General features: G+C 64.5%; 17 protein-coding genes. 8 read left to right on the top strand and 9 right to left on the bottom strand.

All coding sequences use genetic code 11. The features are described 5' to 3' along the window. The first annotated feature begins 9 nt into the window (after positions 1–9). Positions 10–891: a methyl-accepting chemotaxis protein gene (locus E2H86_RS26875; protein WP_427592411.1), complete on the top strand. Its 882-nt coding sequence runs from the start codon at positions 10–12 to the stop codon at positions 889–891. 45 nt (positions 892–936) lie between these two features. Here E2H86_RS26875 and E2H86_RS19840 read toward each other — a convergent pair whose 3' ends face one another. Then, positions 937–2127 carry a benzoate/H(+) symporter BenE family transporter gene (locus E2H86_RS19840; protein WP_133330905.1) on the bottom strand — a complete coding sequence of 397 codons (1191 nt, stop codon included), beginning with the start codon at positions 2125–2127 and terminating at the stop codon, positions 937–939. A 142-nt stretch (positions 2128–2269) separates the two neighbouring features. Here E2H86_RS19840 and E2H86_RS19835 point away from each other — a divergent pair, with 142 nt between their 5' ends. Continuing rightward, entirely contained in the window at positions 2270–2872 is a 603-nt protein-coding gene (locus E2H86_RS19835) for a glutathione S-transferase family protein (protein WP_133330903.1), read from the top strand. A 58-nt stretch (positions 2873–2930) separates the two neighbouring features. On the opposite strand, the gene E2H86_RS19830 is transcribed toward E2H86_RS19835, so the two are convergent. From E2H86_RS19830 to E2H86_RS19810, 5 genes are all read right to left on the bottom strand, one after another. Next, the gene (locus tag E2H86_RS19830; protein WP_133330901.1) at positions 2931–3296 is read right to left on the bottom strand and encodes a glutaredoxin family protein; all 366 of its coding nucleotides are present in this window, start codon (positions 3294–3296) and stop codon (positions 2931–2933) included. 62 nt (positions 3297–3358) lie between these two features. After that, positions 3359–3904, bottom strand: coding sequence for a GTP cyclohydrolase I FolE (gene folE, locus E2H86_RS19825; RefSeq protein ID WP_133330899.1), 546 nt, complete (start codon positions 3902–3904; stop codon positions 3359–3361). Positions 3905–3974: 70 nt separating this feature from the next. Then, the gene (locus E2H86_RS19820) at positions 3975–4535 is read right to left on the bottom strand and encodes a Smr/MutS family protein (RefSeq protein WP_133330897.1); all 561 of its coding nucleotides are present in this window, start codon (positions 4533–4535) and stop codon (positions 3975–3977) included. A gap of 187 nt (positions 4536–4722) precedes the next feature. Continuing rightward, positions 4723–5043, bottom strand: coding sequence for a hypothetical protein (locus tag E2H86_RS19815; RefSeq protein ID WP_133330895.1), 321 nt, complete (start codon positions 5041–5043; stop codon positions 4723–4725). A gap of 79 nt (positions 5044–5122) precedes the next feature. Then, a complete protein-coding gene (locus E2H86_RS19810) occupies positions 5123–5713 on the bottom strand; it encodes a cysteine hydrolase family protein (protein WP_133330893.1) in 591 nt (196 codons plus the stop codon). A 181-nt stretch (positions 5714–5894) separates the two neighbouring features. On the opposite strand from E2H86_RS19810, the gene prmB reads away from it, so the two are divergent. Beyond that, positions 5895–6803 (top strand): 50S ribosomal protein L3 N(5)-glutamine methyltransferase, encoded by a 909-nt coding sequence (gene prmB / locus E2H86_RS19805; RefSeq protein WP_133330891.1) that lies wholly within the window; start codon positions 5895–5897, stop codon positions 6801–6803. A gap of 89 nt (positions 6804–6892) precedes the next feature. Here the strand turns inward: prmB and E2H86_RS19800 are convergent, their stop codons facing one another. Next, positions 6893–7681: a hypothetical protein gene (locus E2H86_RS19800; RefSeq protein WP_133330889.1), complete on the bottom strand. Its 789-nt coding sequence runs from the start codon at positions 7679–7681 to the stop codon at positions 6893–6895. 192 nt (positions 7682–7873) lie between these two features. Next, positions 7874–8836 (bottom strand): alpha/beta hydrolase, encoded by a 963-nt coding sequence (locus tag E2H86_RS19795; RefSeq protein WP_133330887.1) that lies wholly within the window; start codon positions 8834–8836, stop codon positions 7874–7876. Positions 8837–8980: 144 nt separating this feature from the next. On the opposite strand from E2H86_RS19795, the gene aroC reads away from it, so the two are divergent. The 3 genes from aroC to E2H86_RS19780 all read left to right on the top strand — a co-directional run bounded on the left by aroC (position 8981) and on the right by E2H86_RS19780 (position 11858). Then, a complete protein-coding gene (aroC, locus tag E2H86_RS19790) occupies positions 8981–10072 on the top strand; it encodes a chorismate synthase (protein WP_133330885.1) in 1092 nt (363 codons plus the stop codon). Between the two features lie 95 nt (positions 10073–10167). Further along, entirely contained in the window at positions 10168–11322 is a 1155-nt protein-coding gene (locus E2H86_RS19785) for an MFS transporter (protein WP_133331138.1), read from the top strand. Then, on the top strand, positions 11322–11858 hold the full coding sequence (locus tag E2H86_RS19780; protein WP_133330883.1) for an oxidase: 537 nt from the start codon (positions 11322–11324) through the stop codon (positions 11856–11858). Before E2H86_RS19785 ends, E2H86_RS19780 begins: the two co-directional genes overlap by 1 nt. Positions 11859–11914: 56 nt before the next feature. Here E2H86_RS19780 and E2H86_RS19775 read toward each other — a convergent pair whose 3' ends face one another. Beyond that, a complete protein-coding gene (locus tag E2H86_RS19775) occupies positions 11915–12187 on the bottom strand; it encodes a DUF3509 domain-containing protein (protein ID WP_133330881.1) in 273 nt (90 codons plus the stop codon). A 257-nt stretch (positions 12188–12444) separates the two neighbouring features. Here E2H86_RS19775 and E2H86_RS19770 point away from each other — a divergent pair, with 257 nt between their 5' ends. Further along, positions 12445–12969, top strand: coding sequence for an ankyrin repeat domain-containing protein (locus E2H86_RS19770; RefSeq protein WP_133330879.1), 525 nt, complete (start codon positions 12445–12447; stop codon positions 12967–12969). Between the two features lie 60 nt (positions 12970–13029). Beyond that, complete coding sequence (locus E2H86_RS19765; protein ID WP_133330877.1) at positions 13030–13560, top strand: hypothetical protein; 531 nt, start codon at positions 13030–13032, stop codon at positions 13558–13560. The last annotated feature ends 48 nt before the right edge of the window (positions 13561–13608 follow it).

Below are 13608 nucleotides of genomic sequence, written 5' to 3'. Positions count from 1 at the left end.
GGTCAGTTGATGCAGGCCATGCAGCAGATGGAGCAGGGGCTGGCAGGCATCGTCAGTGGTTTGCAGCAAGGTATCGAGCAATTGGCCGACAATGCCCAGGCGTTGTCGGCGGTGACCGAGCAGACCAACCGTGAAGTCGGCAGCCAGAAGGAAGAAACCGAGCAGGTGGCCACTGCCATGCAGCAGATGACCGCCACCGTGCACGATGTGGCGCGCAACGCCGAGCAGGCTGCCGAGGCCGCCCAGGCCGCCGACGACAAGGTCGACAGCGGTCAGCAGGTGGTGCGCCAGAGCATGCAGCGTATCGAACAACTGGCCGAAGCTGCCGAGGCGGCCAGCGCCGGTATCGAGAGCCTCAGCGCCGAGATCCACACCATTGGCGATGTCTTGGAAGTGATCAAGAGCGTGGCCGAGCAGACCAACCTGCTGGCGCTCAACGCGGCGATCGAGGCGGCGCGGGCGGGCGAGCAGGGGCGTGGCTTCGCGGTGGTGGCCGATGAGGTGCGGGCATTGGCTCGGCGTACCCGGCAGTCCACCGAGCAGATCGAGCAGCTGGTGGCCAGCCTGCGTGGCAACGCCCAGCTATCGGTGACGCAGATCCGTGGCAGTACCGAGCTGGTGCGGCTGGCGGTGGCTGACGCACTGCAGACCGAAAGCGCCTTGGGCAGCATCGCCTCTGCGGTGTCGCTGATCCAGCAGATGAACCAGCAGATTGCCGCTGCAGCGGAGCAGCAAAGCTCGGTGGCCGAGGAAATCAGCCGCAGCGTCACCCATATTCGCGGCAGTGCCGATCAGGCGGCGCTGGCGATGGCGGGCAATGCGCGTTCCAGCGTCGAACTGGCGCGCTTGGGCAGCGACTTGCAGGGCATGGTAGGGCATTTCAGGCTGTGAACGGTGCCAGCGCGCAGGACGCGCGCTGGCCTTTGTGCGGATGCGTCAAGCTTGGCGCGGATTCAGAATCAGCAAGGTCAGCACCCCTGCCACGATCCCCCAGAACGCCGAACCGACCGAGAACAGTGTGAACCCCGACGCCGTCACCATGAAGGTGATCAACGCCGCCTCACGCTCCCTGGCCGCGCTCATGGCCACGCTCAGCCCGTTCATGATCGAGCCGAACAGCGCCAGGGCGGCGATCGACAGCACCAGCTCTTTCGGCAGTGCGGCGAACAGCGCCGCGAGGGTGGCGCCGAACGTGCCGGCGACACCGTAGAAGATTCCGCACCAGACCGCGGCGGTATAACGCTTGGCCGGATCTTCATGGGCATGCGGGCCGGTGCAGATCGCTGCACTGATCGCCGCCAGGTTGACCCCGTGCGCGCCGAACGGCGCCAGCAGCAGCGACGCCAGGCCAGTGGTGGAAATCAGCGGCGAGGCCGGGACCTGGTAGCCATCGGCCCGCAGCACCGCCACCCCTGGCATGTTTTGCGAGGTCATCGCCACCACGAACAACGGTATGCCGATGCTGATGGTCGCTGCCAGCGAGAAGCTCGGCGTGGTCCACACGGGTTTGGCCACCTCCAGGTGGAAACCACTGAAGTCAAGCAGGCCCAGGGCCCCCGACAACGCCGTGCCCACCAGCAGCGCGGCCAGCACGCAATAACGTGGCGACAGGCGCTTGACCAGCAGGTAGCTGAAGAACATGCCCAGTACCAGCACCGTGCGGTGCTGGGCGGCGACGAAGATCTCGCTGCCGATCTTGAACAGGATGCCGGCCAGCAATGCCGAGGCTAGGGAGGCTGGAATGCGTTTGACCAGGCGATCGAAACTGCCGGTCAGGCCGCAGATCAGCACCAGCACCGCGCAGGTGATGTACGCGCCGATGGCCTCGCCGTAGCTGACCCCGCCCAGGCTGGTGATCAACAGTGCCGCTCCGGGGGTGGACCACGCCACGGTCACCGGCGTGCGGTAACGCAAGGACAGGCCGATGCTGCACACCGCCATGCCGATCGACAGCGCCCAGATCCACGAAGAGATCTGCGCGCTGGTCAGGCCTGCTGCCTGGCCGGCCTGGAACATCAATACCAGGGAACTGGTGTAGCCGGTGAGCATGGCGATGAAGCCGGCGACCACCGCCGAGGCGGAACTGTCTGCCAAAGGCCGCAGGCGAGCGGAGGTGGCATCGGTCATGGGAAAATCCTTGTAGAGGTGTAAGCAGTTTTTTCAGCCTAACCCGTGGGCAGGTGATCTTTGCCATACAGCAGGTATTGCTTTTGGCCGTACAGTTGCCACTATTGGGCAAATGCTGTGCAACTGCACGAGGGGAGGGGTGATGTACAAGGTTTATGGGGATTACCAGTCGGGCAACTGCTACAAGGTCAAGTTGATGCTCGCCTTGTTGGGTCAGCCTTGTCAGTGGCAGCCGGTGGACATACTCAAGGGCGAGACGCAAACGCCGGAATTTCTGGCCATGAACCCCAATGGCAAGGTGCCGGTGTTGCAGCTGGAGGACGGTACCTGCCTGTGGGAGTCCAATGCCATCCTCAATTTCCTGGCCGAAGGCAGCGAGTTCCTGCCCAGCGAGCCGCGCCTGCGCACCCAGGTGCTGCAATGGCAGTTCTTCGAGCAGTACAGCCATGAGCCCTACATCGCGGTAGCGCGGTTCATCCAGTTCTATCTGGGGCTGCCGGACGAGCGCGTGGACGAATACCGCAAGTTGCACAAGGGCGGCTACAAGGCGTTGAAGGTGATGGAGCGGCAGTTGCAGATGACGCCGTACCTGGTGGGGGACCAGTATTCGATTGCCGATGTGGCGTTGTATGCCTACACCCATGTGGCGCATCAAGGTGGGTTCGATCTGGCGGATTACCCGGCGGTGCAGGCCTGGTTAGCCAGGGTGGCCAGCCATCCGCGGCATGTGCCGATGGTGGAGTAATCCTGTATTGGCCTCTTCGCGGGCTTGCCCGCGAAGCAGACGATCGATTTTATCAGGGTTACGCGAACCGCTTGTCCAGGTACGCAATGATGTCCTTGGACTCATACATCCAGGTCACCTGGCCTTCCTCCTCGATCCGCAAGCAAGGCACCTTCACCCGACCACCGCCTTCCAGCAGTGCCTGGCGGTGCACCGGGTCGTTCTTCGCATCCCGCAGCCCGACCGGTACATTCAACCGATGCAGGGTACGGCGGGTCTTCACGCAGAACGGGCAGGCGTGGAACTGATACAGCGTCAGGTCCTTGGCCGCCTGGTCGACCTGTGCCTGGGCCGCGGCATCACGCTTGCGCTTGGCCGGGCGGCTGATCCAGTCGCCGAACACGATGAGTTGGCCGAGGCCGACCCGTAGGGCTTTGACGATCATTGGCAACATACTCCTGAAATGAAAAAGCCGACCCCTGGGGGCCGGCTCGGGTCACGCGGCGATCACTTGATCAGGCCGAGGAATTCCATGCGGGTGGCAGGATTGTCGCGGAACTCGCCGAGCATCACCGAGGTGAGCATGGTCGAATTCTGCTTCTCGACACCGCGCATCATCATGCACATGTGCTTGGCTTCGATGACCACGGCAACGCCAGCGGCACCGGTGACCTGTTGCACGGCCTCGGCGATCTGGCGGCTGAGGTTTTCCTGGATCTGCAGGCGGCGGGCGAACATGTCGACGATCCGCGCGACCTTGGACAGGCCCAGTACCTTGCCTTTCGGCAGGTAGGCCACGTGGGCCTTGCCGATGAACGGCAGCATGTGGTGTTCGCACATCGAGTAAAGCTCGATGTCCCGGACCAGCACCATCTCGCTGTTGTCGGAGGAGAACAGCGCGCCGTTGGTGACTTCTTCCAGCGTCTGCTCGTAACCGCGGCAAAGGTACTTCATGGCCTTTGCAGCCCGCTTGGGCGTGTCGAGCAGGCCCTCACGGGAGACGTCCTCGCCAATCTGGCTGAGGATCTCGGTGTAGTTCTGTTCCAGGGACATTGATCTACCTGTGGGAAAAATCGCAAATAAAGAAGGGTACGGCGGCAATGGCGCCGCTGCAAGCGCGGCGCTACTCGTCGCGGCCTTCCATCATGGTTCGCTTGAGCATCACATAGACCGCGCCAGTGCCGCCATGGCGGGCCTGGCACGAGGTAAACCCTAGCACTTGTGGGTGCTGACGCAGCCACGTGTTGACGTGGCTCTTGATCATCGGCCGCTTGCCGTCCAGGCGTGCGGCCTTGCCGTGGGTCACGCGCACGCAGCGTACTTCGAGCTGGGTCGCCTCGGCAATGAACGCCCACAAGGTCTCGCGGGCTTTTTCCACGCTCATGCCATGCAGGTCGAGGCTGCCCTCGAACGGAATCTGCCCGAGCTTGAGCTTGCGTATCTGGGTTTCCTGTACGCCGTCACGGCGCCACATCAACTCATCCTCGGCGCCCACGTCGATCACGAACTGGTCGGACAGGCCGTCGATCACCAGCGTCTGGTCGCTGCGCACCGTCGCCGCCTGGCGCAGGCCGGCGAGCTGCTTGCGGTCAGCCTTGGGCTTGCCGACATCGGCGCGGTCGTGCTTGATCGGCTTGACGCCGCGCACTTCGGCGTGGAAGAGGGAAAAGTCGTCGTCTTGCATGATGCCTCCGCTAGGGCGGCGTAGTTTACGCTAATGGCCTTGTGGCGTCAGCGGGTGGATGGGATTTGAGGGGCGCGGTGTTGGCGGGGGTAGGTCTTGAGGTGAGTGGTGGTGCGGATATCGAGCGCCGCGCGGGCGGCGCTCGATATCCGCACCACCCCAAAAACCACGCCAGGCCCACACCCCCTCAATCATGCTTCTTCATCAAATGCGGCGACAGATTCAGCTCGCGCCCGCGGCGCAGGCGGATGCGGCTCCGGCGCCAGAAGCGCACACCCAGGTACAGCAACAGCAAGCCCACCACGGCCACCACCGCGGCCATCGGCCGGTTGGCATTGAGGTCGGCCAGGGCTTCGTAGTTGCCCAACAGGCCAGACACGCCGGCCATGGCCAGCAGCACGCCCAGCGTTGCCAGCAGGGCGGACAGGCCGGCCGCCAGGCGTGCACCCCAGTTGCGCGGTTCACGCGGGCGCAGGCGCTTGGCGTCGAAACTGCCTTTGATCTTCATTCCGATTTCCTCTCTGGACATCAGGAATTCGACCTGGCGCGGGCTCTCCGGTTCCGCCCGGCTGCCGGGCGGTATGCGCTCAGATCAAACTGGCGGTGGGGGCGACGCAGGCGAAGTTGTCGGCCATCACGGCCATTTCACCTTGGTGGATCTGCGCGGCCGGGATCACCCTATCCTTGAATGCCAGGTCGCGAGTCGCCGAGGCGTCTTCCACCAGGGTACAGCGATAACCATAGTCCTTGGCGCGGCGCACGGTGGTGCTCACGCTGGAATGGCTCATGAAACCGCAGACGATCAGGTCCAGATGCCCGAGCCCCTGCAGCGTCTCGTGCAACTGGGTGTTCTTGAATGCATTGGGCATGCGTTTTTCGATGACGATCTCGCCGCTGTGCGGCTCCAGGCCAGGGATGAACTCCCCTGCAGGACCCTGCGGGTCGAAGCGCCCACCGACCGTGCCGAGGTGGCGAACATGGATGATCGGGCGGCCCGCCTTGCGAGCGGCCTCGAGCAACCGGGCGATGTTGGCCACGGCCTCGTCCATGCCCGACAGTTGCAGAGGACCGCTCAGGTACTCCTTCTGCGCATCGATGATGATCAGGCTGGCTTGGCTCAGCTTGGCCGGCGGATAGTCGCGGCCAGTGAGGCGGAACATCGTGGTTGGAACGGACATCAAGGGCTCCTTGGATAGGGCTTTTGTAGCGCTATTGTCCCCTGCCTTGAGGCCAATGGGAATGGTTGACATCAAAACTGGCGTGGTTACTGGCCTGTGGCTATGTATCAGGGAATCGCGGGGAACATTTGTGCGGGTGGGGCTGTTAGACTTTTGTACGGTCTGTAAAGAGGAGTACCCCGTGATCACATCCCGTCTGCGCACGCTGCGCGACCACATCCGCTGGGCAGTCAGCCGCTTCCACGAGCACGATCTGTTCTTCGGCCACGGTGCCGACAATGCCTGGGACGAAGCTCGCCTGCTGGTCCTGGGCGCCGTGCATCTGCCCTGGGAGGTGGCCGACAGTTACCTGGACTGCGCACTCGAGGACGATGAGCGAGTGCGCCTGCAACACCTGCTCAAGCGCCGTATCGAAGAACGCGTGCCGACCGCCTACCTGCTGGGCGAGGCGTGGTTCTGCGGTATGTCGTTCGTGGTCGACGAGCGCGTGCTGGTGCCGCGTTCGCCCATTGGCGAGTTGATCGAGAAACGCTTCGAGCCGTGGCTGGCCAACGAGCCGGCGCGCATTCTCGACCTGTGCACCGGCTCCGGCTGCATCGGTATCGTCGCCGCCGACGTCTTCCCCGAGGCCGAGGTGGTGTTGGCCGACCTGTCGTTCCAAGCCCTCGAGGTGGCCAACCAGAACATCGAACGCCATGGCCTGGAAGAGCGCGTGTACACCGTGCAGGGCGACGGTTTCGCCGGGCTGCCGGGCCAGCGCTTCGACCTGATCCTGTCGAATCCGCCGTATGTCGATGCCGAGGACTTTGGCGACATGCCGGCCGAGTATCATCACGAGCCGGAACTGGGCCTGGCCTGTGGCAACGATGGCCTGGACCTGGTGCGACGGATGCTCGCCGAGGCGGCCGATCACCTGACCGAGAAGGGCTTGATGATCGTCGAGGTGGGCAACAGCCAGGTTCACGTCGAGGCGCTGTATCCGGAGGTGGATTTTGCCTGGCTGGAGTTCGAGCGGGGCGGGCATGGGGTGTTCATGCTGACTGCCGAGCAGTGTCGCCAGCATCAAGAGTTGTTCAAGGCGCGGGTTTGATCGTCGCGTTCAGATATCGAGCGCCTGGGAGATCGAGCGCCGCCCGCGCTGCGCTCGTTCTCCCAGGCGCAACAACTGCGCCGTCAGACCTACCGCAACGCCACCCACACGAACAACCCGACCTGGAACAACACGAACGCGATCAGGCAGGTGATGGTGAATCGCAAACCGGTATCCTCGCGCTGATACTTGGCCACCCGTTCGTCCCGCTCGCGCAGTTGCGCTTCTTTCTCCATCAGTTGTTGGTCCGCCTGCTGCAGCATGTTCGCTGCATCGAGCAGGTCCAGCCGCTGCACTTTCTCGCTGTTCCAGCCGCCCTTGAGCTGGCCGACCGTGGCCTCCACCGTGCGCCCCTTGAGGTGCTGCGGGTCGGCATATTCCACCTCGATACCGGTCGCCCGCAGGAACTGGTCGCGGCGCAGGCGTGAGTCTTCGTTCAGCGCGTCCTTGCTTGGCAGCGCCATGCCCTCGACCTGATAGTGCGGCCAGCGGCGCTGCAGCCAGTGCACGGCTTGCGCCAGCATGTAGCGGCCCAGGCCGCGGTTGAGCGGTTCCAGCTGCAGGCCGCTGTCGCTGCCGATGTACACGCGGTGCTCGGCATGATCGACGCGTATGTCGAGCTGGTTCTGTTCCTTGCGGGTCTTCTGCCCGGGCAGGCGAACTTCCATGCGCAGCAGGCTGTGGGCCTTGTCGTTGCGCTCGGCATACCCGAACTGCACGAAGCGCAAGGGCCGTGCGCCGCTGTTGCGGTCGGTGGGCAAGGGCGCCAGACGCAGCAGTTGGAAGTGTTCGGCGGTCAGATCGTCCCAGGGCAGCGGGGCACTGTCCGGGGTTTGCGGCTCTTCGGCCGGCTCTACGGCGGCGGGGGCTTCGGTCATCAGGGCGTTTCCTCAGATACGGGCGGGCGCCGACAGGGGCTGCGGTGCAGCCCATTCGCGGGGCAAGCCCGCTCCCACAGGACAGGTTATGCATTGCGCCTGTGGGAGCGGGCTTGCCCCGCGAATGGGCCGCAAGCGGCCCCAATCACCGCCGATACCTGCCTTATCGGCAGCCTTGACTGAAGTTTGAGCTCAAGTTGCCGGTAAGCCGTGAATGAACCCGACCACCCGTTCGCCCAGTTCCCGGGCCAGTGGCAGCTCTGGATTGAAATAGCTTTCGCGCTGCTGGCTCATGTCCTTGGGACTGATGCGCAGCATGTGGTTCATGCCGTCGATCAGCACCAACTGGGCATCGGGCTTGGCGGCCTTCAGGCGCTCGGCATCGGCCACGTCCACTTGCACGTCGTTGCGGCCCTGGATGATCAGCGCGGGCATCGGCAGACGAGCGAAGGCCTGCGCCGGGTTCTGCCGGAACAACGAGATCAGGTAGGGCTGGACGCTGGGGCGAAACACCTGGCGCAGCGGTGCCGGCACGTCCAGGCTGGTCTGCCCGGCCTGCAGGCGGTCGAGCAGGGCGCTGCCCTTGGCCAACTGCGCCGGCGGCAGGCGTTCGGCCAGTTGCTCGCGGACCACGTCGGCCATCGGCCGACCGCTGCCGGCCAGGGTGATCACCGCGCTGGCGCCGGCCTGTTCAGCCGCCAGGGTAGCGATCAGGGCGCCTTCGCTGTGGCCGATCAGGATCAGCGGACCGAAGCGTGGGTCGGCCTTGAGCTTGCGGCTCCAGGCGACCACGTCGGCCACATAGCGCTCGACGCTGAGGTTTCGTTCGTCGGGCGTGGCCGGCTGACTGGCGGCCACGCCGCGTTTGTCGTAGCGCACGCTGGCGATGTGCGCATCGGCCAGCAACAAGGCCAGACGCTTGAGGTTGTCGACCCGCCCGGCGCCAGGGTTGTTGCCATTGCGGTCGGTCGGGCCGGAGCCAGCGATGATCAGCACCACCGGTGGTGGCGTCGCTTGCTGCGGCAGCAGCAGGCTGCCATGCAGCACGCCCTGGCCGGTGTCCAGGTCGATGGGGCGGTGCAGCACGGTGGGGGCGGCGGCCTGGGCCAGACCGGTGCAGAGCAGGAGCAGGAGAGCGACGAGGCGCGACATCATGGGGTACTACATGGGGAGATGAGCGTTTGACAGGGGGTTTGGGTGAAGGTTCTGAGGGCTTGGTCGGTGTTGTGGGGTGTGGCGCTGCAAATCTCCTGGCCAGCCGCGTATACTGCCGCTTTCGTTCAGACTCGCGGAGCGTCCATGTCCGGCAATACCTACGGCAAGCTGTTCACTGTCACCACCGCAGGCGAAAGCCATGGCCCGGCGTTGGTCGCCATTGTCGATGGGTGTCCGCCGGGTCTGGAACTGTCCCTGGCCGACCTGCAACACGATCTCGACCGCCGCAAGCCGGGCACCAGCCGTCACACCACCCAGCGCCAGGAGCCCGACGAGGTCGAGATTCTGTCCGGCGTGTTCGAAGGCCGCACCACCGGTTGCTCGATCGGTCTGCTGATCCGCAACACCGACCAGAAATCCAAGGACTACTCGGCGATCAAGGACCTGTTCCGCCCGGCCCACGCCGACTACACCTACCACCACAAATACGGCATCCGCGACTACCGCGGCGGTGGCCGCAGTTCGGCCCGCGAAACCGCCATGCGCGTCGCCGCCGGTGCCATCGCCAAGAAATACCTGGCCACCCAGGGCATCCGCGTGCGCGGCTACATGAGCCAGCTCGGCCCGATCGAAATCCCCTTCAAGACCTGGGACTCGGTCGAACAGAACGCTTTCTTCAGTCCTGACCCGGACAAGGTGCCGGAGCTCGAAGCCTACATGGATCAACTGCGCCGCGACCAGGACTCGGTCGGGGCGAAGATCACCGTGGTCGCCGAAGGCGTGATGCCAGGCCTCGGCGAGCCGATCTTCGACCGTCTGGATGCAGAGCTGGCCCATGCGCTGATGAGCATCAATGCGGTCAAGGGCGTGGAGATCGGCGCCGGTTTTGCCAGCGTTGCCCAGCGCGGCACCGAGCACCGTGACGAGCTGACCCCGGAAGGCTTCCTCAGCAACAACGCCGGCGGCATCCTCGGTGGCATCTCTTCGGGTCAGCCGATCGTCGCCCATCTGGCGCTCAAGCCGACGTCCAGCATCACCACCCCGGGCCGTTCGATCGATGTCGATGGCAATCCGGTCGATGTCATCACCAAGGGTCGCCACGACCCCTGCGTGGGCATCCGTGCCACGCCGATCGCCGAGGCGATGATGGCCATCGCGCTGATGGACCATCTGTTGCGCCACCGGGCGCAGAACGCCGAGGTGAAGGTGTCGACCCCGGTGCTCGGGCAGCTCTGAATCGACAGATGCCCCTGGTTGCCTGTACCGGCCTGTTCGCGCCGAACCGCCGCGAACAGGCCAGCACAGGCAACATCATTACCGGCCCACTGCCCATGCCCCCGATCCCCTACTGGCGCCTGTCCAGCTTCTACCTCTTCTACTTCGCCCTGCTCGGTTCCACCGCGCCGTTCCTGGCCTTGTACTTCGACCACCTGGGCTTCCCTCCGGCGCGCATCGGCGAGCTGGTGGCCATTCCCATGCTGATGCGCTGCATCGCTCCCAACCTGTGGGGCTGGCTGGGTGATCGCAGCGGCCAGCGCCTGCTCATCGTGCGCCTGGGGGCGCTTTCGACCCTGGCCGCGTTCGCGCTGATCTTCCTCGGTAAGAGCTACGCCTGGCTGGCGCTGGTGATGGCCCTGCACGCGTTCTTCTGGCACGCGGTGTTGCCGCAGTTCGAGGTCATTACCCTGGCCCACCTGCACGGTCAGACCTCGCGCTACAGCCAGGTGCGCCTGTGGGGCTCGATCGGCTTCATCCTCACCGTGGTCGGCCTGGGGCGGCTGTTCGAGTGGCTGAGCCTGGACATCTACCCGGTGGCCATTCTGGTGATCATGACCGGCATCTTCGCCGCCAGCCTGTGGGTACCCAATGCCCAGCCCTCGGAGCAGGGCGAGCGCACCGCCGCCGGCGGTTTCCTGGGCCAGTTGCGGGCCCCCGGGGTATTGGCGTTCTACGCCTGCGTGGCGCTGATGCAACTGAGCCATGGCCCTTACTACACCTTCCTCACCCTGCACCTCGAGCACCTGGGCTACAGTCGTGGCGAGATCGGCCTGCTGTGGGCGCTCGGCGTGGTGGCCGAGGTGTTGATGTTCATGTTCATGAGCCGCGTGTTCGCGCGCTTTTCGGTGCAGCGGGTGCTGTTGCTGAGTTTCCTGCTGGCCGCAATTCGCTGGCTGCTGCTGGGCAATCTGGCTGACCAGCCTGCCGTACTGATCGTTGCCCAGGTGCTGCACGCCGCCACCTTCGGCTGCTTCCACGCTGGCGCCATCGCCTTCGTCCAGGCCAGCTTCGGCGCCCGCCAGCAAGGCCAGGGCCAGGCCCTGTATGCGGCGCTGTCGGGTACCGGGGGCGCCCTGGGCGCGCTGTATTCGGGCTACAGCTGGAACCTGCTGGGCCCCGCCTTCACCTTTGGTATGGCCAGCGCCGCAGCCCTGGCCGCAGCCGTTATCATTGCCTTCCGTTCGCCATCGACCAGGACAAGCCCCTGATGAGCATCCTCTGCGTTTTCCACCCTGCAAGCCCCGCCTCGCCGCACAAGGTGCTGACCCATCACGACGACATCGCCGCGACCCTGGCCGAGCATGGGGTTGGCTTTTCCCATGGCCCGCTGGAGCTGCGCGTACGGCCAGGTGGCAGTGCGGAAGATGCCCTGGCCGCCTGCCGTGAATACCTGGATCAGTTGATGACGGCGCACGGCAGCCGCGCGTTCCAGCTGGTCAACCGTGACGGAGCGGACCCGGCGCAGGTGGATCTGCGCGATGAGCATGTGCAAGGTGCCGAGGAGGTGTTCGCGGTGGTCGGTGGGCGGGCACAGGTCGGGCTGCGCTTGGGCGAGCAGGTGTTCGCGGTGCTTTGCGAGAAGGGCGATCGACTGGTGGTCCCGGCTGGGACGCGGCGCTGGGTGGAGCTGGGGGATAATCCGTTTTGCCTGGCGTTGCGGGTGTTTGCCGATGAGCAGGGCGCGCAGGCGGTGTTTACCGGAGATGCGGGCGCCAGGGAATTTCTGGGGATCGACGAGCTCTAACGCCTGTGCCGGCCCTTTCGCGGCGAACCGCCGCGAAGAGGCCGGAGCAGACAACCTCAACGATAGGTCGGCAGGGCAAAGCGCTGCTGGCTCTGCAGCATCGAAATCACCGGCAGCTCGCTGGCTTGCTCCGCGAGATCGCGGCGGATCGCGCTGATCGCCCAGGACAGTTGCTCGGCGCTGTGCAGTTGCCCATAGGTGAGCACGCGGCGGGTCACTTTACCGTCGGCAGCGCGAAGGGTCAGCAGTACGCCACCATCGGGGCGCGCCTGGGTGGCAACCTGGTAGGCGGGGAACACCGAGACGAATTTTTCCTGGATGAGGTCCATATCAACTCCTGACTGAATGTGTTTGCAGACGTGAGTTGATGATTGCAGTGACCGTGCCAGATCTAGTTGGTCTGATAAATCCTTTAAAATCAGCGACTTAGCTTTATTTTCCAGAATGGCTTTCGTGCAGCCTGCAAGGTCGTGCATTTTGCACAGTGCAATTTGCACGAAACTATTGGCTCCATAGATTCTGAACCTTTGACCCTGCGCACTTGCCTGACGAACACTTGGGCAATCTTTGACGCCAGGAGGTTCCGATGTCCGCACAACCCACGCCTACCCAGATGAGCCAGGATGAAGCGGCTGCTTTCGCCGAACAGGTCTTCGACCGCGCCCGCCAGGGCGACGCCGAGATGCTCGAACGTCTGCTGGCCAACGGCCTGCCAGCGAACCTGCGTAATCACAAGGGCGATACCCTGCTGATGCTTGCCAGCTACCACGGTCACCACGCTGCGGTACGGGTTCTGCTGGCCCATGGCGCCGATCCGCTGATCGCCAACGACAACGGCCAGCTGCCGATTGCCGGAGCGGCGTTCAAGGGCGACCTGGAGATGATCCAGTTGCTGATCGAAAATGGCGTGCCGGTGGATGCCACGGCGCAGGACGGACGTACTGCGTTGATGCTGGCGGCGATGTTCAACCGCTGCGAGATCCTCGACTACCTGCTGGCTCAGGGTGCTGACCCGACACGTCAGGACGCCCGTGGCGCCAGCGCGCTGATGGCGGCCCATACCATGGGCGCGGTGGACGCTGCAGCGCGCCTGCAAATGCTGGCCGGCTAACCGCCAGGGGGCGTTTGCGGCTATCCTTGGCGACTTTTCACCCGTCGCAGGCCCCCTTTCATGAAAAACCAGTTGCTCGAATTCATCAGCCTCATTGGCGCCGGCTGCATGCGCGAGCAAGACATCGAGCGCATCGCCGACGAGGCCGCCCAGGCCTACGCCGACCCTGCCGCTTTCCTGGCCGCCAACCCGGATATCAATTACGACGACAGTTTCCCCATTCCCCTGGGTGAATGGGTGGTGCTCGGCAGCCTGCCGGATACCGTGGTGTTCCAGGCCGACAGTTACCAGGCGTTGTTCCAGCAGATCAGCGACTCGTTCGACCAGAGCGTGCCGTTCACCCTCAAGCCCAAGCAACTGGCACGCACCGAGCCACTGACCGCACTCAACCGCATCCAGGTGCAGATGGGCGCGTTGAACAAGGAGGCCGGAGGCTATGTGCTGCTCAATTTCAGCCAGTTGCTCGATGACGAGTTGCAGATGGTGATGGTTGGCCAGCAGGACCTGGCGCGGGTGCTGGAGCTGGGGGGCGAGCTGGGGATCAAGGTGGAGCCGGCGCTTGAGGCGTTGAAGGTCGCGGTGCACGTCTGATATCTACGCTGGCCTCTTCGCGGGACGAGCCCGCTCCCACAGGATTAC

This window comes from Pseudomonas putida, assembly GCF_004357765.1.
GTDB classification, from domain to species: Bacteria; Pseudomonadota; Gammaproteobacteria; order Pseudomonadales; family Pseudomonadaceae; genus Aquipseudomonas; species Aquipseudomonas putida_U.
This window is presented reverse-complemented; position numbering and strand designations above follow the sequence as displayed.